Annotated in this window: 17 protein-coding genes and 1 tRNA gene; 3 read left to right on the forward strand and 15 right to left on the reverse strand. The window is 59.3% G+C overall.

Going from position 1 to position 18,041, the window contains the following annotated elements; all coding sequences use genetic code 11:
• Positions 1 to 93 precede the first annotated feature (93 nt).
• The 6 genes from HW090_RS04135 to queA form a co-directional block, all read right to left on the reverse strand.
• Complete coding sequence (locus HW090_RS04135) at positions 94 to 627, reverse strand: glycine zipper 2TM domain-containing protein (RefSeq protein WP_179112288.1); 534 nt, start codon at positions 625 to 627, stop codon at positions 94 to 96.
• Between the two features lie 132 nt (positions 628 to 759).
• Complete coding sequence (gene secF / locus HW090_RS04140; protein WP_179112289.1) at positions 760 to 1,671, reverse strand: protein translocase subunit SecF; 912 nt, start codon at positions 1,669 to 1,671, stop codon at positions 760 to 762.
• Positions 1,672 to 1,680: 9 nt separating this feature from the next.
• Positions 1,681 to 3,543: a protein translocase subunit SecD gene (gene secD / locus HW090_RS04145; RefSeq protein ID WP_179112290.1), complete on the reverse strand. Its 1,863-nt coding sequence runs from the start codon at positions 3,541 to 3,543 to the stop codon at positions 1,681 to 1,683.
• 65 nt (positions 3,544 to 3,608) lie between these two features.
• Positions 3,609 to 3,938, reverse strand: coding sequence for a preprotein translocase subunit YajC (gene yajC / locus HW090_RS04150; RefSeq protein WP_179112291.1), 330 nt, complete (start codon positions 3,936 to 3,938; stop codon positions 3,609 to 3,611).
• A 44-nt stretch (positions 3,939 to 3,982) separates the two neighbouring features.
• The gene (gene tgt / locus HW090_RS04155) at positions 3,983 to 5,098 is read right to left on the reverse strand and encodes a tRNA guanosine(34) transglycosylase Tgt (RefSeq protein WP_179114824.1); all 1,116 of its coding nucleotides are present in this window, start codon (positions 5,096 to 5,098) and stop codon (positions 3,983 to 3,985) included.
• Positions 5,099 to 5,112: 14 nt separating this feature from the next.
• Positions 5,113 to 6,162, reverse strand: coding sequence for a tRNA preQ1(34) S-adenosylmethionine ribosyltransferase-isomerase QueA (gene queA, locus HW090_RS04160; RefSeq protein ID WP_179112292.1), 1,050 nt, complete (start codon positions 6,160 to 6,162; stop codon positions 5,113 to 5,115).
• 112 nt (positions 6,163 to 6,274) lie between these two features.
• On the opposite strand from queA, the gene HW090_RS04165 reads away from it, so the two are divergent.
• The 3 genes from HW090_RS04165 to HW090_RS04175 all read left to right on the forward strand — a co-directional run bounded on the left by HW090_RS04165 (position 6,275) and on the right by HW090_RS04175 (position 7,630).
• Positions 6,275 to 6,361 (forward strand) — tRNA-Leu (locus tag HW090_RS04165).
• A 429-nt stretch (positions 6,362 to 6,790) separates the two neighbouring features.
• Complete coding sequence (locus HW090_RS04170) at positions 6,791 to 7,003, forward strand: cold-shock protein (RefSeq protein ID WP_179112293.1); 213 nt, start codon at positions 6,791 to 6,793, stop codon at positions 7,001 to 7,003.
• A gap of 123 nt (positions 7,004 to 7,126) precedes the next feature.
• On the forward strand, positions 7,127 to 7,630 hold the full coding sequence (locus HW090_RS04175) for an RDD family protein (RefSeq protein WP_179112294.1): 504 nt from the start codon (positions 7,127 to 7,129) through the stop codon (positions 7,628 to 7,630).
• A 48-nt stretch (positions 7,631 to 7,678) separates the two neighbouring features.
• Here HW090_RS04175 and lptG read toward each other — a convergent pair whose 3' ends face one another.
• From lptG to hemH, 9 genes are all read right to left on the reverse strand, one after another.
• Positions 7,679 to 8,740, reverse strand: coding sequence for an LPS export ABC transporter permease LptG (gene lptG, locus HW090_RS04180; RefSeq protein ID WP_179112295.1), 1,062 nt, complete (start codon positions 8,738 to 8,740; stop codon positions 7,679 to 7,681).
• A complete protein-coding gene (gene lptF, locus HW090_RS04185) occupies positions 8,727 to 9,851 on the reverse strand; it encodes an LPS export ABC transporter permease LptF (protein WP_179112296.1) in 1,125 nt (374 codons plus the stop codon). The genes lptG and lptF overlap by 14 nt, the downstream gene beginning before the upstream one ends.
• Positions 9,852 to 10,076: 225 nt before the next feature.
• On the reverse strand, positions 10,077 to 11,069 hold the full coding sequence (locus HW090_RS04190) for an OmpA family protein (RefSeq protein ID WP_179112297.1): 993 nt from the start codon (positions 11,067 to 11,069) through the stop codon (positions 10,077 to 10,079).
• 101 nt (positions 11,070 to 11,170) lie between these two features.
• Positions 11,171 to 11,737: an RNA polymerase sigma factor SigX gene (gene sigX / locus HW090_RS04195; protein WP_373416365.1), complete on the reverse strand. Its 567-nt coding sequence runs from the start codon at positions 11,735 to 11,737 to the stop codon at positions 11,171 to 11,173.
• 103 nt (positions 11,738 to 11,840) lie between these two features.
• The gene (locus HW090_RS04200; protein WP_179112299.1) at positions 11,841 to 12,665 is read right to left on the reverse strand and encodes a mechanosensitive ion channel domain-containing protein; all 825 of its coding nucleotides are present in this window, start codon (positions 12,663 to 12,665) and stop codon (positions 11,841 to 11,843) included.
• Positions 12,666 to 12,667: 2 nt separating this feature from the next.
• Positions 12,668 to 12,910 carry a CrfX protein gene (locus HW090_RS04205; protein WP_179112300.1) on the reverse strand — a complete coding sequence of 81 codons (243 nt, stop codon included), beginning with the start codon at positions 12,908 to 12,910 and terminating at the stop codon, positions 12,668 to 12,670.
• A 169-nt stretch (positions 12,911 to 13,079) separates the two neighbouring features.
• Positions 13,080 to 14,303 (reverse strand): porin, encoded by a 1,224-nt coding sequence (locus HW090_RS04210; protein ID WP_179112301.1) that lies wholly within the window; start codon positions 14,301 to 14,303, stop codon positions 13,080 to 13,082.
• A 208-nt stretch (positions 14,304 to 14,511) separates the two neighbouring features.
• Positions 14,512 to 16,884 carry a pyrroloquinoline quinone biosynthesis protein PqqF gene (gene pqqF, locus HW090_RS04215; protein ID WP_179112302.1) on the reverse strand — a complete coding sequence of 791 codons (2,373 nt, stop codon included), beginning with the start codon at positions 16,882 to 16,884 and terminating at the stop codon, positions 14,512 to 14,514.
• Positions 16,885 to 16,987: 103 nt separating this feature from the next.
• Positions 16,988 to 18,010, reverse strand: coding sequence for a ferrochelatase (gene hemH / locus HW090_RS04220; RefSeq protein WP_179112303.1), 1,023 nt, complete (start codon positions 18,008 to 18,010; stop codon positions 16,988 to 16,990).
• Positions 18,011 to 18,041: the final 31 nt, after the last annotated feature.

Genomic DNA, 18,041 nt, shown 5'->3' on the forward strand with positions numbered 1-18,041 from the left:
GACTGTATATGACAGAAAAAGGTTCGTAGCAGAAGAGGTCGCGCACAGCAAAACGCCCGGCAATGGCCGGGCGCTTCGTTTACACGGGCAAGATCAGTTCTGAGAAAGCACCAGTTGCCCATCCTTCACCGGAATCTGGCCACCGGGATCACGATCCATGCGGACACTGCGCGTCTGCCCATCCAGCTCATAGCGCACGTTATAGCCAACGACCTTGTCATGGGTGTCGGTGACGGTGTTGCAGCGGGTTTCAGTCGTGGTGTAGGTGTCGCGGGCTTGCATGCCCTCCTGCACCTTGTTGCCGGCATAGCCGCCACCGAGGGCTCCTGCAACCGTGGCGATCTTCTTGCCGTTACCGCCGCCGACCTGATTGCCCAGCAAGCCACCGACCACCGCCCCGACGGCGGTGCCTGCCAACTGGTGCTGATCCTTTACCGGCTTCTGGCGGGTCACTGTCACATCCTTGCAGACTTCGCGTGGGGTCTTGATGGTTTCCTTTATCGGCTCTACGCCGACCACCTGGGCAAACTCCGGGCCTCGATCGAGCAGGCCGTACGTCGCGAAAGCACCGCCAGCAGTAGCGACTGCGGCACCCAATACACCACCGACCAACATGGATTTGTTCACTGTGACTTCCTCTGACAACAGGGCCTCGGCCCACTCTGTCGCCTTCGACAGACTGCAATCAGCGGAGTTCCGGCGAGCGCCGGCAGAACGGGAGGGAAACCCCATGCCCACGCAGGGCATGGGGAGGCGACGTCAGGGACGCTCGTCGACTTCGGTAGCCACCGGCGGGATCAGGTCGTCGGAGGTCAGCTTCAGCCAGACCAGTACGGTCGCGCCGATGTAGACCGACGAATAGGTACCGACGACGACACCGATCAGCAGCGTCAGCGCGAATGCAGCCAAGGTATCGCCGCCGAAGACCAACAGCGCAACCAGTGCCAGCGCCGTAGACAAGGAGGTTGCGATTGTACGCAACAACGTCTGCGTCACCGAAACATCGATATTCTCGATCAGGTCGGCTTTACGCATCACCCGGAAATTCTCGCGGATACGGTCATAGATGATGATGGTGTCGTTAAGCGAGTAGCCGATCATTGCCAGCACCGCAGCCAGCACCGTCAGGTCGAAAGGCACCTGCAGGAAAGCCAGGATGCCCAGGGTCAGGACCGTATCATGTGCAAGCGAGGCAATGGCTCCCAGACCGAATTTCCACTGGAAACGGAAAGCCAGGTACAACAGGATACCGCCCAGCGCCAGCAACATCGCCAGGCCGCCCTGGTCACGCAACTCTTCACCGACTTGCGGACCTACGAACTCGACCCGCTTGACCTCGAACGACGTATCCGGGTCTATCTTGCGCAGCGCCTCGCCCACCAGGGCCCCCAACTGGGGATCATCCCCGGCCAGGCGGATCAGCACGTCCGTGGTCGCCCCGAAACTCTGCACCACGGCATCGGTATAACCTGCCTGGCCCAGTTCGGACTTGATCAACTCCAGATCAGCCGCTTGCTCGTACTGCAACTCGATCAGCGTACCTCCAGTGAAGTCCAGGCCGAAGTTAAGCCCCTTACTGAATAGGCTGACCAGCCCTACTACGGTCAGCAGCATGGTAATGGCGAACGCAATATTGCGAATCGCCATGAATGGAATGGTTTTCTTCAGCATGGCCTGTCCTCAGATCCAGAGCTTCTTGAAGTTACGGCCACCGAAGATCAGGTTGACCATGCCACGGGTGAACATGATTGCTGTGAACATGGAGGTAAGAATGCCCAGCGACAGAGTGACGGCGAAGCCCTTGATCGGACCGGTCCCCAATGCGAAGAGGATGGCACCAACCAGAAGGGTCGTCAGGTTACTGTCGATGATCGCCGTATAGGCGCGATCAAAACCCTCATGAATGGCACGCTGCACGGATAGCCCGCCGTTGAGTTCTTCACGAATACGCGAGTAGATCAACACGTTTGCATCCACCGCCATCCCAAGCGTCAGCACGATCCCCGCGATACCCGGCAGGGTCAGCGTAGCGCCGATCACCGACATCAAACCAACCAGCAGCACCAAGTTGAAAATCAGCGCCACAGTAGCCAGGATTCCAAAGAACTTGTAGATCAGAACCACGAACAGCGATACGAAGATCAGTGCCCACCAGGTCGACTCGATGCCCTTGGTGATGTTCTCGGCACCCAGGCTCGGACCGATGGTCCTTTCCTCGGCGAAATACATCGGTGCGGCCAGGCCACCTGCACGCAGCAACAGCGCCAGTTCGGACGATTCGCCCTGGCCATTCAGGCCGGTGATACGGAACTGGCTGCCAAGCGCCGACTGGATGGTCGCCAGGCTGATGACCTGTTTCTCTTCCTTGAAGCTCTGGACAGCGACTTCCTTCTCGACGCCATCGACTTCCTGGATCACGTAACGGGTCTGCGGGCGCTGCTCGATGAAGATCACCGCCATGCTGCGGCCAATGTTATTGCGCGTGGCGCGGTTCATCAGGTCGCCACCGTGCCCGTCCAGGCGGATGTTGACCTGTGGACGACCGTTCTCGTCGTAGCTGGCCTGGGCATCGGTCACCTGGTCACCGGTGATGATCAGGCTGCGCTCCAGAGCCACAGGCGGACGACCCGGCTCGCGGAACTCGAAGGCCTCGGTGGTCGCGCGCGGTGCATCGGACTCGGCAGCCAGGCGGAACTCCAGGCTGGCGGTCTTGCCGAGGATACGCTTGGCTTCGGCAGTGTCCTGCACGCCCGGCAACTCGACCACGATGCGGTTGGCACCCTGGCGCTGCACCAGCGGCTCGGCGACCCCCAGTTCGTTGACCCGGTTGCGGACGGTGGTCAGGTTCTGACGGATCGAGTATTCACGAATCTCTGCCAGTTTGGCCTGGGTCAGGGTCAGCGTGACGACCTGCAGCTCGTTGCGCGTGCTGGTGGTCAACTCGAAATCGGTGAAGTCCTTGCGAATCAGCGCCTGGGCTTTCCTCAGGGACTCTTCGTCGGTGAAACCGATATGGAAGGCTGCATCACTGCTCGGCAGGCTGCGATAGCGCAGACGCTCCTTGCGCAGCAGGCTCTTGACCTCGCCTTCGTAAATCTTCAGACGCGCACTGACGGCCTTGTCCATGTCCACTTCCAGCAGGAAGTGCACACCGCCGGAAAGGTCCAGGCCCAGTTTCATCGGGCTCGCGCCCAGGTTGCGCAACCACTGCGGAGTGGTCGGTGCCAGGTTGAGGGCAACCACATAGTCATCCCCCATGGCCTTGCGTACGACATCCTTCGCCGGCAACTGGTCCGCGGGTTTGGTCAGGCGTATCAGACCGCCACGCTCGCCCAGCTCACTCGCCTTGACGGCGATGCCGGCATCGACCAGCGACTTGCTGGCTCGCTCCAGAGTCGCTTCGTCGAGCTGCAGGGCTGCGCTCGCGCCGGTGACCTGGATGGCTGGGTCATCCGGATAGAGATTGGGTGCGGAGTAAACCAGGCCGACGGCCAGAACGACCAGAATCAGCAGATATTTCCACAGGGGATATTTGTTCAGCATGGTGCCGCCCACGTAATGACGCGGGGCGCCTTTGCGCCCCGTCGTTGCTATTGAATCGGATCAGCTCAGATGGCTTTCAGCGTGCCCTTGGGCAGCGTTGCAACAATGGCCACTTTCTGGAATTTCAGCTCGACGGAGTCGGACACCTCGATCGCCACGAAATCATCGGCCACTTTGACGACTTTGCCGACGATGCCACCGGAAGTGACGATCTCGTCGCCTTTCTGCAGGTTGCCGATCAGGTTCTTGTGATCCTTGGCACGCTTGGCCTGGGGGCGCCAGATCATGAAGTAGAAAATCGCCAGGAAGCCGATCAGGAAAAGCCATTCGAAGCCGGAACCCGCGGGGGCGGCTGCGGAAGCGTCGGCGTAAGCGGCAGGAATCAGAAAACTCATGTAGCACTCCAGTTGCGTAAGGGATTGTGTATGACGGTAACTCGTTACGGCATCGGTGGCGTTGGCAAGCCACGTCGGGCGTAGAAGGCATCGACAAAGGCGGCCAATTTACCCTGTTGAATAGCGTCGCGTAAACCGGCCATCAAGCGCTGGTAGTAGCGCAGGTTGTGAATTGTATTCAACATGCTGCCCAGCATTTCGCCGCACTTGTCCAAATGGTGCAGATAAGAGCGCGAGAAGTGTTTGCAGGTGTAACAGTCGCACTCGGCCTCCAGGGGCGAGTCGTCGTGGCGGTGGGTCGCGTTGCGGATCTTGATCACGCCATCAGCAGTGAACAGGTGACCATTGCGCGCATTGCGGGTCGGCATCACGCAGTCGAACATATCGATACCACGGCGCACGCCCTCGACTAGGTCTTCCGGCTTGCCCACCCCCATCAGGTAGCGAGGCTTGTCGACCGGCATATGCGGCGGCAGGAAATCCAGCACCCGTAGCATCTCCTCCTTGGGCTCACCCACCGAGAGGCCACCAATGGCCAGCCCGTCGAAACCGATTTCGCACAGTCCATCCAGGGAGCGCATGCGCAGGTTCTCGTGCATACCACCCTGGACAATGCCGAACAGCGCCGCCGGATTATCGCCATGCGCCACTTTCGAGCGCTTGGCCCAACGCAACGACAACTCCATGGAGCGGCGTGCGACATCCTCATCGGCCGGATAGGGCGTGCACTCGTCGAAGATCATCACCACGTCCGAACCCAGGTCACGCTGGACCTGCATCGACTCCTCAGGCCCCATGAACACCTTGGCGCCATCGACCGGAGAGGAAAAGTACACGCCCTCCTCCTTGATCTTGCGCATCGCTCCCAGGCTGAACACCTGGAAGCCGCCCGAGTCGGTCAGGATCGGGCCTTGCCATTGAATGAAGTCATGCAGATCGCCATGTTTGCGGATCACCTCGGTTCCAGGGCGAAGCCAGAGATGGAAGGTATTGCCCAGAATGATCTGCGCCCCGATCCCCTCGATGTCGCGCGGCAACATGCCCTTGACCGTGCCATAGGTACCTACAGGCATGAAGGCTGGCGTTTCCACCACGCCACGAGGGAACGTCAGGCGTCCACGCCGCGCTCTGCCCTCGGTTGCCAGCAACTCGAAACCCATGTGGCAGGTGCGACTCATACGGACTCCTTCGGCCCGCGTGCCGCGGGATTGCGTGTAATGAACATGGCATCGCCATAACTGAAGAAACGGTACCGCCGGGCAACGGCCTCGGCATAAGCCGCCATCGTCTCGGGATAACCCGCGAAGGCCGACACCAGCATCAGCAGGGTCGACTCGGGCAGGTGGAAGTTGGTCACCAGGGCGTCGACGACGTTAAACGACTTACCCGGATAAATGAAAATATCGGTGTCACCCCGATAGGGCTTGAGCACGCCGTCACGTGCGGCGCTCTCCAATGAGCGCACGCTGGTGGTGCCGACAGCGATCACTCGCCCGCCACGCTCGCGGCATGCAGCCACCGCATCGACCACATCCTGGCCGACCTCCAGCCACTCGCGGTGCATGACATGGTCCTCGATCCGCTCGACACGTACAGGCTGGAAAGTGCCAGCCCCGACGTGCAGCGTGACGAAGGCAGTCTCCACACCCTTTTCACGCAAGGTGTCCAGCAACGCCTGATCGAAATGCAGGCCCGCCGTCGGCGCCGCGACGGCACCGGCATGCTGGGCATAGACGGTCTGGTAGCGTTCACGATCGGACGTGTCATCCGCACGATCTATATAAGGAGGCAATGGCATATGGCCGATGCGCTCGAGCAGCGGCAAGACATCCTCCGCGAACTGCAGCTCGAACAACGTATCGTGGCGCGCCAGCATCCGGACCTCGCTCGCATCATCGAGGATGATCGCTGCACCAGGCTGGGGCGACTTGCTCGAACGCACGTGGGCCAGTACCCGTCGCTCGTCCAACAGACGCTCGACCAGTATCTCCAGCTTGCCCCCGGTACTCTTCTGCCCGAAAAGCCGGGCAGGGATGACACGCGTATTGTTGAAAATCAGCAGATCGCCTGGTTCGAGCAGACTCGGCAAGTCGCCAAAGGAACGATGGGCCAACTGCCCACTTTCCCCTTCCAGCACCAACAGGCGACTGGCCCGACGCTCGGCCAGAGGATGACGAGCGATCAGCTCGTCAGGCAGCTCAAAAGAGAAATCAGCAACTTGCATGTGAAAAAGCCGGCACGTGAAAGGTCGCAGAGCTTATCCGATAGCCCCGAATCTGACCATGACAGAACGATTGACCGTCCGTCTTCCCACCTCTATACTGCGCCGCGCTCAAGCCTCGATGGCGGAATCGGTAGACGCAGCGGATTCAAAATCCGCCGCTGGTAACAGTGTGAGAGTTCGAGTCTCTCTCGAGGCACCAATCAACATATACGGCCATTACTGCCGTATGGAGCGCAAAAGGCATCCCAGTGTTACTGGGTTCTGCAGGCTTCAGGTTCAGATGAAGCATCAACAGTTCGCATACGAACTGCCAAAGGATCGGGCAGCAGCTAACGCCTGAAAAGCCGGTCTCAGCGACAAACGATCAGAACAACAATACCGAAATATCGCGTCAAACATGACGCAAGATAGTGGACGGACTCTATGGCTCCGAGGGGTTGGCATTCCCCGGCGAGTTATCGTAGAGTGTGCCCACTGTGTTTGCATGGGTCGCAGTTGATCGTGACCGGTGCGGTAGATCATCTGATCCGCTACATTCCCGTTCGGCTATCAAGCTCCTTGCAACCAGTTCCAGCTTCCTGTCATGCACAGGGGCAATTCTACTTTTGAGTTTCAAGGACACAAAGATATGTCGAATCGTCAGAACGGTACCGTCAAGTGGTTTAACGACGAGAAAGGTTTTGGTTTCATCACTCCAGAGAGCGGTCCGGATCTGTTCGTACATTTCCGCGCAATCGAAGGCAACGGCTTCAAGAGCCTGAAAGAAGGCCAAAAAGTCAGCTTCGTAGCTGTGCAAGGTCAAAAGGGCATGCAGGCCGACCAGGTCCAAGTCCAGGGCTGAATCCAAGCAGCTCAAAAGCCTCCGCTGGCAACAGCGGGGGCTTTTTTGTGCGCCGATTTCACTCAGCCTCTCGACACCCCATATTCGGTAGAATGCCCGCCCGCCCCTTCTGCGAGACGCCAGATGCGCAAGCGCAAGCACATGCTTCACCCGCAAGGCCAATATCCATCCGCAGGCCTGTTACGCCGGCTGGCCGCCATTTTCTATGACAGCCTGCTCTCGATAGCACTGATGATCGTAGTGACGCTCTGCTATCAGCAGGTGATCCTGCGCCTGATATACGGCAGCGAAAAACTGCAGGCCATTGCAGAAAGCGGCGGCCTGGACATCGACCCACTGCTCTCGACCCTGCTGCTTTTCAGCCTGTTCGGCTTCTTCGCCAAATTCTGGACGCACAACGGCCAGACACTCGGCATGCAGGTCTGGGGGATACGCGTGGAAAACACCGACGGCAGCGCAATCGACCTATGGCAGGCACTGCTCCGCTTCCTGATAGCGATTCTTTCCTGGCTTGCTCTCGGGCTTGGCTTCTGGTGGAGCCTGATAGACAAGCAGAAGCGCACTTGGCACGACATCTACTCGGAAACCCGAACCGTGCAATTGCCAAAGAACATACACAAGAAATAGCCATATCCCGCAGCGAAGGAGTGCCCGCGCACTCCTTCGCAGGCAACATCAGCCTGCTCGTCGCAAGAGCCAGAGCCCGGCCAGCGCACATACCGCCGCCGGCAGCACCACCGCAAGCAGGGGCGAGAAACCGAAAACCTGACTGGCCGGCCCCAGCAGATCCTGAATGATGCGGAAGACGAAACCCACCACTACCCCGGTGAATATGCGCTGCCCCAGCGTTACCGAACGCAATGGGCCAAAGATGAACGAAATCGCCATCAGAACCAGCGCCACCGTCACCAGTGGCTGCAACGCCTTGACCCAGAATGCCAGCCAGTAGCGTGCATTGTTGAGCCCCTGCTCTCCCAGATAGTGGATATAGCTCCATAACCCGGTAATAGACAGCGCCTCCGGCTCCATGATGACCGTACCCAGCAGTTGCGGAGTCAGCTGCACATCCCAGCTTTCCTGAGCAGCCTTGAGCACTTCAGTGTGTTCATCCCTGAAGTGCGTGGTAGAGACATTGCTGAGCTGCCATGTTCCACTCTGATACTCCGCACGGCGCGCAAAACTCGCAGACAGCAGATGTCGCTCTTCATCGAAGCGGTAGCGAGTAACCCCGAGCAGAACACCACCGGGTTGCACGGAGTTGATATGAACGAACTCTTCGCCCTGACGGTGCCAGAGACCATGCTTGCTGCTCTGCGCCTCCCCACTGCCAAGCGCCATCGAGCGCCTGGCCTGCGCAGTATCTTCGGTCCAGGGCGCCAGATACTCACCGATCAGCACACCCGCAAGCATCAATACGATCATGGGCCTCATGACAGCCCAGACAATGCGCCCGAGCGACACACCGGCAGCACGCATGACCGTCAACTCACTGCGACTGGCCAAAGTCCCCAGACCAACCAGGCAGCCTATGAGGGCAGCCATTGGCAGCATCTCGTAAAGACGTCGTGGCCCGGTCAGCAAGACATATTCGAATGCATCGAGCAGACCATAGCTTCCCTTGATATCGCCCAGTTCATCGATGAACGCGAACAATAGCGCCAGGCCAACGATCACGCCGAGGACAGCCAAAATGGCCCAAAGAACATGAACGCCGATGTAGCGGTCAAGCTTGACCATTCATCACTCCTCGTAGCGCACGACGACGCTTGAACCAAAGATGCAGCGACTCCCAATACACCAGCAGCAGGCCGATAACCGCGAACAGGCCATGAACCCACCACAAGCCAAGCGAAAGGGGAATCCGCCCCTTGTCCAACGCCCCACGCGCGGCAATCAGCAAAGCCAGGTAGGCCATATACAGGAATATGGCTGGCAGCAATTTCAGGAATCGCCCCTGCCGCGGATTGACCCTCGCCAATGGAACAGCCAGGAGCGTCACGATGAAAACCAGCAGCGGCAAGGAAAAGCGCCACTGCAGCTCGGACTGGTAACGAATGTCCTGGCTTCCGATCAAGTCTCGCGTAGCAATTGCTTCACGCTCGCTAACCTCATCAGCCACCTCGGGCTTGGGCAACAGTACACCGTAGGTTTCGTACTCGATGGCGCGATAGTCCGCCTGCCCAGGATTACCGTCATATCGATGGCCGTTCTCCAGAATCAGGTACCGACTACCGTCAGGCTGTACCTCTTGCCGGCCGCGCTCGGCGACCAACACCGAAACCCCTCGACTCTTGCCGGACTGGGAAAGATTGGTTTCGGAAATAAAGACTCCAGCCAGCTCGCTGCGATCCTCGGAGAGCTCACGGGTATAGGTGACACGCGCCCCACCCCGCAACGCCTGGAAACGCCCCGGCACCAGCGTATCGAACTCGGTCAGAGACTCCTGCTGGCTCAGAATACGGTCGACCTCGACGATGCCCTGCGGCGTCAAACCAAGGCTCAGCCACCCGACCAGGCCAGCGACCAAGGCAGCAGGCGCAAGGGTGTAGAGAAGCAAGCGTCGCGGACTGATTCCCGTCGCAGAAAAAACCGTCATCTCACTGTCGAGATAAAGACGGCCATAGGCCAGCAGAATCCCGAGAAAAAGCCCCAGCGGAAGAATCAGTTGCAAAAAGCCAGGCAGCCGGAAACCCATGATCATCAACAGCACACCGGGGTCCAGCAGACCTTGCGCCGCCTGGGCCAGGTACTTGATGAAGCGACCACTCATGATGATGACCAGCAGCACCGCACTGACAGCAGCAACAGTGACCAGAAGCTCACGGGCCAGGTAACGGAAAACAATCAAACCAGGCACTCCAGAATCGATCCGACCGAACTCGGCCAGGCACGACCTTCAAGAACAAAAGAGCCATTATCCAGCGATTGAACGAGCCTGTCACGACGACAACCATCAGAATGAAAGACTCCTGACCGCACCAGCAAAAAGGCCCGCATCTTTCGATGCGGGCCTTTTTATTCAGCACTCCCGATATTCAAACCGGGAAGTGCCGGTCAAGCCTGGACCGCTGGATCAGCGGATTTCAGCTTCGACTTCAGCCTCAACGCGGCGGTTGATCTGACGACCTTCTTCGGTTGCGTTGTCAGCAACCGGTCGGGACTCGCCATAACCAACCGAGCTCACGCGACCGCTGTCGACGCCATACTGGTTGACCAGTACGTCACGAACGGCACCAGCACGACGCTCGGAGAGCTTCTGGTTGTAGGCATCGGTACCAACGGAGTCAGTGTGACCTTCAACGGTGGTGCTGGTCTGCGGGTACTGATTCAGGAAGTCAGCCAGGTTCTTGATGTCGCCGTAGCTTTCTTCACGAACGCGGGACTTGTCGAAGTCGAACTTGACGTCCAGCTCGACACGAACCAGCTCCGGTTGCGGTTCCGGCTCTTCGTCAACGATCGGAGCAGGAGCCGGCTCAGGCGTCGGCTCGACGACTGGAGCAGGACGCGCGCCACCACCGAAGTTCAGACCGACACCAACGCCAGCCATCCACTCGGACTCGTTCGCATCGATGTTGTACTGGCCATCGACGCCAGCACGAGCATAGAAGTTTTCGGTGAAGTAATACTTCAGACCGGTGCCGATGTTGGCGAAGGTGCTGCGATCACGACCCGAACGATCGGCCTGGCCGATGCTCTGGTGAGCGACGCCTGCGGAAACGTACGGACGCAGGCCAACGCCTGGCTGACCGAAGTGGTACAGAGCGTCCAGGGAGGACAGGCTGCCCTTGATGTTCTTGTGACGAGTATTGTTGTCCAGAACACGGTCATCGGAGTTCAGGTTGTGGTACTCACCGTACGACAGAGCCAGCTCTACGTCATCGGTCAGGAAGTAGCCGACGCTAGCGCCGTACAGTTGACCGTTTTCCAGGTTGCGCGAGCTGTCGGTGAAATAGTGCTTACCGAAAGCCTCCACCTCGACGGCGCCCTGGCCCTGAGCCAGCGCGCTGACAGAAGTGGCGGCAACCAGCGAACCAATTACGACGCCTAAGGTGTTTTTCAGTTTCATCCGTAAATCCCCATCTGGTGGTTAGTTATCAGAACAATCTAAGGATACCGGCTGTCTGCATGCCCAAGCTGTTCACTTGGCATTAGGACATTGAGTGCCGATTAAGTTTCCACTTCCTCAGAAAATTTTTCCCGCAATTTATCAAGGGCGCGCTTGTAGCGCATTTTAGTCGCACTGAGCCCCATGTGCATGATGTCCGCAATTTCCTGAAACTCCAGTTCTGCGACAAAACGCAACACAAGGATCTCGCGATCAATCTGGTTGACGTGTACCAGCCATCGATCAAGGCCGCCTTTGTCATCCAGCTTCGGCGTTTTCTCCTCGGAAGCCTCCTCCACCGGATCCATGCTCAAGGCATCCAGCAACCGGCGCTTACGTCGCTCCTTGCGGTACTGCGTTATGCACTCATTATAAGTGATGCTATAGAGCCAAGTCTTGAACTTCGACTTACCTTCGAAGTTCTTCAGCCCATAAAGCACCTTGAGCATCACTTCCTGGCACACATCATCCGCATCCCGGTCATTACCCAGGTAGCGCGCACACACATTGAACAACGTGCGCTGATACCGCCGCATGAGCTCCTCGTAAGCCCGCGTGACATGGAACAACTCGCCATGGGCACGCAGCACAAGCTCTTCGTCCGTAAGCTCGCACGGGTTGTAACGCATTGAGGATGAGTGGGATTTAGTCAAGGAGCATCAGGCCGACTGAGGGGCGCACAACCACCGACCACAAGGCCGCATTGGCGCCGATTTTACCAGATACGGCGTCTCAACGACTGCCAACACGCTGCTCCAGCAGTGTCTTGTTGGCAATCGACACGAGCTCGTCATCGTCTGTCAGCAACAGCGTCTTGACCGTGCCAATTTCCTCGATCTGCCCTTCCAGCTCACCCAACTGTATACGCTGCCCAACCTCGTACAACTCACGTACGTAAATACCCGCCAGAATCTGTCCGACCAGCTCTCGACTCCCAAGACCAAGCGCCAAGGCAACCGCCAGCCCCACTGAAATCAACACGATGGCCACGACGTAATTAAGTAGCTCGGTCTTGATCTCCAACTGCCCGATGGCAACCGAGATACTGATGATGATCACCAGCCCCTGGGCAATACGGCCAAGCCCACCGGCATAATCGAGACCAACACCTTCCGCCGCACCGCGCACGAGGCCGCTGAGCAACTGCGCCAGCAGCACGCCACCAAGCAGAATCAGTGCAGCGCCGAACACCTTGGGCACATAGAGGGCGAGCATGTCGAGCGTCGCAGAGACGCGCTCCAACCCCAAGGACTCCGCCGCCGATACGAGGAAGATCAGCAAGACGAACCAATACACGATCTTGCCGATCAACGTGGACAGCGGGACACGGATGCCCACACGCCCCAGCAACTTGTTCAGCCCCGTACCCGCGATCAGCCGGTCCAGGCCAAGCTTGGCCAGCAGCTTGGACAGCAGCGCATCGAGCAGTCGCGCCACGACGAAACCGATCAGCACCACGATCAATGCGCCGAACAGCCGGGGAATGAATGCAGCCACGGACGCCCACAGGGAGCTCATGGCGGAAAGAAGACTATGTGTCCAGGGATCGAGTTCCATGGTCAATCGGCCTTGTCGAACGAAGTGGACGGGGAATGGCGCCGTGATACCGGCATGACGTGACGGGAACCGCCACTCAGGGCAATCAGCGAAGCCTGCAACCAATGCCCCACGAGGCCGAAGATATCGCAGGCACCAACCTGACGATTCGCGGTTTTCAGCACCCGCCCGAGACGGGCATCGTCGTCGCGCATCGTGGGCTTGTTGAGCAGGTCACGCAAGGATTCTTCAAAGGGATCGCGCATACGCACCTCACCGTGTCATGCAGTTCAGACGCGAGTACCTGCATGCAGGTCACATCGACGCAATCGTCTACGTCAAAGAGCCGTCAAATAACTATCAATGCGCCAGGAAAACGAAAAAAGGCAGGGGGCTCACGCCCCCTGCCAATCGAGAAGAAACTCCTGGCAGCGCTTACCAGCTGACGACAGCACCCACCGCGAAGGTTTTGGTTTCCACGTCAGGGATACTGCCTGCACCGGTCAGAGTGCCGGCTACATAGGCATCCTTGGCATCGGTTTCATGCACGTTGTATTCGGCAACCAACTTGAGGTTGTCATTGATGGTACGGAAGTACGCGATACCGCTGGTTTCGTAGTCGGCTTTCGCACCCAGCCCGTTGCCATCGTCCTTGGTCTGGCCGTAGGACAGTGCGATACGGTTCTTGCCGAAGGTATAGGAACCCTGCAGCAGGTAGCCATCGCTGTCGGTATCACGCAGGATGCCCTGACCCGCGTTGTTGCTGAAGAAGGGGTTGATACCCTTGGCCTGGAAGCCCGAAGCGGTCAGCGACAGGCCGCCCATCTTGGCCTGCAGACCATAGCCGAGACCTTTACTGGTCAGGTCGTCCTCATAGGCAGCGTTGTTGACACGATTTTTCGAGTTCTGGTAAGTGCCGTTGACCCAGCTGTAGATCTTGGAGCCGCCCAGTTCGAACTGGTAGCTCACCTCGGATTCGAAACGCGGCTTGTCCTGGTAAGCCTGGTTGTCCACGATACTGGTGTCGAGCTGGTTGGAGTCGAAGGTATCCATGATACCCACGGCAACGCGCAGCCCTTCGGCCAGGTTGTTGTTGCGATAGGTGATCTGCGAGGTCGGGAAGGCATAGACATAGCCTGTACCGATATTGCCGAAGGAAACGCCATTACCGTCCACCAGTCCCAGGCTGTCGCTGACATTGCCGTAACCGGCCAGCAACTCGTCGAGGAAGATGTTGGAGCGACCGAACAGGCCGAAATCCTTACCGATCAACACCTCGCCCCACTCCGGACTGGCCACGGTGCCATAGAACTGACGAACATCGATATCGGTGCCAGTGCCGTTGTCGTCACTGTCGTTGATGGTGACCCAGAAGGAGGCACGCCCACCCATCTGCAGGCCGTCGACCTGCTTGCCGAAGTTGAAGCCGATCCAGTTGGGCAGAAAGCCCATTTTCACGCGGGATTGATTCCGGTCGCGCACATTGTTGTCACTGTTGACATTGCTGTGCACGTAGAAGGCGTTCATATAGCCATCGGTGGAAAAGGTCGTATCGTCCTTGTCGTACAGGACGATCTCGGCATTGGCCGCCTGGCTCAGGGCCATGGCAACGGCGCTGGCGAGGGTCAGGGGAATCAGGGCTTTCTTGTTCTTGTACATGGCGCTCTCCGCTGTATTGACGACGGCAGTCGTGTCGGAGTCGATTATCGAAAGCCCCACCCTCCCCTCATACGATGCCATGGCGTCGAACCGCTACTTCTTTGGAGTCTTCCGACCGACCGCATACAAAGACTCTGGCCCGCCACCCCAAAGTAGTAGCGCTTTGGAACTATGGATACAGCAGAGCCTTATTCCAGACGTTCCACGCCTACCGCTGACTGACGAGAATCCGCCAGCTGCCCAAGCGGAGCGCCTGCAAACTCGTGCGCAGCAGATCGATATCGACCGTGCGCAAGGCCTGCACCACCACCTCAGACCGGTCCAGAGCATGGCCCGCCAGGCAGGCCTGCCAGAGCAGATCGGCACGTTCGTATGCAGAGGCGTCCGGATCATCCAGCTGCCGCGCGATCAGTCGAGCCTGCTCTTGCACACTCGCTAACGGCAAAGCGGCAAGTGACTCGTCGAAAGCGTCGAGGAATACACGTATGTGTTCGAGAATGCCCTCGCCACCGGCAGTCGGTGACTGGACGCCAAAAACAATGCCGCACTGTTCGCCACACTGGCGAAACCCTGCGAACACGGCGTAGCCGAGCTGCAACTCCGTGCGCAAACGCCGGAAAAACGCAGGTTCCACAAGGCGCGCCAGCAATCGCCACCCGGCTTCGACGCTCGGCTCCTGCGACGGCAGCGGACAGAACAGCAACAAAGCCACTTCATCGCCTCGCATATCGGCATCGAACCAACGCTCCCCAACCGGCATGACAGGCGGCGCGCCAACATCCGTGGCCGGTATGCCTGGTAGCTCGGCCAAAGCGCCCGCAAGGGACTGCGGCAGCCCAACGGCCAGCGCATCCCACTGGGCATTTACCCAGAGCGCAGGAAAATCCTGACGAAGTGTGCAAGCGTCCTTGCCCACGACCATAGGCAGGCGCTCCAGCAACCGCCTCAGCAGCATCCGATCATCCGTCGGCGAATAGCCTTCACCCCTGGTGACCGGATCATGCAACCCCGGAGCGAGCGCCGCCACGACGGTAACAATGGCATCCGCAATGCCCCGCAGCGTCAGCACCCAGGTGTAGCCGAAGTCTTCCAGTCGCCAATGCACACCCGCTTCTTCAGCCTTCCATGCATGTGCTCGCAAGAACGCTTGCAATCGCTGCCGACTGATATCGGACGGCGAGCCATCACTGAAGCGCCAGCGAATATGCAAGCTTCCCAGACGACTTTCTCCGCCAGCCATGACCATGCGCAAAGCCGGCGGAATAGAAACCTCGTTCGCCAATGTTTCCGACCGCAACCACGGATTGCGCATGGGCACCTGCCAGTGCCACTCATCGACATGAACAGGCGTCTCCATGTGCTCCAGTAACCGAAGACTGAAACCCGTGGATCGGACCCAGGGTGCATCCCTGGTGTCCGTCAACAGTTGCAATGGCCGCTGGCTCGACATGCTCGCCACAAGCTCATGCAGTGCCTTGGCCAACGCCGCATGTGAGTGATCGGCATCTGGCGCTTGCTCGACCCAGTGTCGCAACCGCTCCAACGGCGTCATGCTCGACAGGGCATTACTACGAACCTGGCAGTAGTCCTGCCAGGCCTCGGTGGAAAGCGGCTGCCGGGCAGTGAACGCCAACCAGCTCGACAGTATCGCTTCGACTCGCGCGACGCATGCCAACCCCGCCTCGGACAAGGCCACATCGAAGACCACGACGCCCTGCCCAGCATGCCAATAAGGCGCGCGCAGGCGCAGGCCATGGCACAACCCTTCATGCAGCAGGCGATCATGCAGACCATGACGCGCCCGGGACACGATCCGCTGCGTGAGAAACGCCAAGGCCAGAGATGCATCCTGGGCAAGACCATCCAGGTAGAACGCCAACCCCAGAAAAGGCTGGGAGCGCTCGAGTTGCAGTCGTAGCGCACACCGCGCCTCCACCCTCAGTGCAGGCACCTGGACAGGCTCGACCCGGCCCTTGCGCAAACACACGGAGAACGACTGCGCATACCGTTCGCACACTGACTGGGAAAAAGGCCCCGCGAGCAGCAACTCCATCGCGCCTGCGTGGTAGAAATCGCGGTGATAGATTGTCAGCGCATGCTGGAAGGCGGCGTCATCCACAGGCAGCGTGTCACGATTACCGGCATGGAAAGCCGCAAAAGGATGCGCCTGTACCCGCGTCCCCAGTGCCGCATCGCACAACGTTTCGGCGTCCGTCGAGCGCGCCAGGAATTCGGCATGCACGACTTCACGCTCACGCCGCTGCGCTGAGATATCCAGCAGAGGAGCCGTGAGCATATCGGACAAGCGGTCCAGCCCCGCCTCCAGGCGCTCGACTGGCGCCTGGAAGAAGTAATCCGTATGACGTTCGCGGGTCGAGGCATTGAGCTGCCCGCCATGGCGCTGAATGTATGGCATCAGCCCATCTTCGGCGCAATAGCCGGCGCTGCCCTGGAACACCATGTGTTCCAGAAAATGCGCCAACCCAGGGTACTGTGCCGGCGCGTCGTGAGCCCCCGCATGCACACGCACCAGCGCGGCACACTGCCCCACCTCCGGCGTGTGCAGGAAGCGCACCCGCATCCCGCAATCCAGTATCACGCTCACGGGCAAACGACTGGCAGCGCATGGCATAACGGCAACCTCGCCTCTACAGGTATGAACGACAGAGGCTACAGGACACCGATCAAGCGTCCGACGCGGCCTCACTCATGTCCACCAGCGCCTTCACCCAGGCCGGATGATCGTTGAGGCATGGAACCAGAATCAGCTCCTCGCCACCTGCGGCCTGGAATTGCTCGCGGCCACGATCACCGATTTCCTCGAGCGTTTCGATACAGTCCGCGACGAACGCCGGGCACATGACCAGCAAGCGCTTGACCCCGCGAGCAGCCAAGGCATCCAGCGTTTCCTCGGTGTAGGGCTCGATCCACTTGGCACGTCCCAGGCGTGACTGGAAGGACACTGACCACTTGTCCCGAGGCAAACCCGCCAGGCCGGCAAAGTCGGCAGCGCTCTTGAGACACTGGGCACGGTAACAGCCCGCGATGACATCATCCGAGGCCCCCAGGCAGCAATCCTCATTTCGAAGGTATTCCTTGGCCTTGGGGTCGTCCCGATGCAAGTGCCGCTCAGGCAGGCCATGGAAGCTCAGCAGCAGGTGATCGAAAGGCTGCTGCAGGTACGACTCGGCACTGGCCAGCAGGGCTTGCAGGTAGGCGGGGTGATCGTAGAACGGCGGCAGCGTCGAGATCTGCACGTCCAGGCCATGCCGGGCGATGACCCGCCGGACCTCCTGCACCACCGTAGTCACCGTGCTGTCGGCGAAGTGCGGGTAGAGCGGCGCCAGCGTCACTCGCCGGATGCCTTGCCCGACCACACGCAAGAGCGTGCTTTCGATGGACGGCTCGCCATAGCGCATAGCCAACTCGACCGGCCCATGGGCCCAGCGAGGCGCCACCGCCTGTTGCAACGCACGACTCAGCACCAGCAACGGCGAGCCCTCGGGCCACCAGATCGATGCATAAGCATGCGCCGACTGAGCTGGACGGCGCAGCAGAATCAGCGACACCAGCAGGCGCCGCACCGGCCAGGGTACATCGATGACATAGGGGTCCATCAGAAACTGGTTCAGATAACGGCGGACATCCGCTACCGAGGTGGACGCAGGCGAACCCAGATTGACCAACAACAACGCATGCTCGGACATGCAAGACTCCCGATGACCAATGAAAAGGCCC

Origin of the sequence: Pseudomonas sp. ABC1 (assembly GCF_013395055.1) — a bacterium.
GTDB lineage: Bacteria > Pseudomonadota > Gammaproteobacteria > Pseudomonadales > Pseudomonadaceae > Stutzerimonas.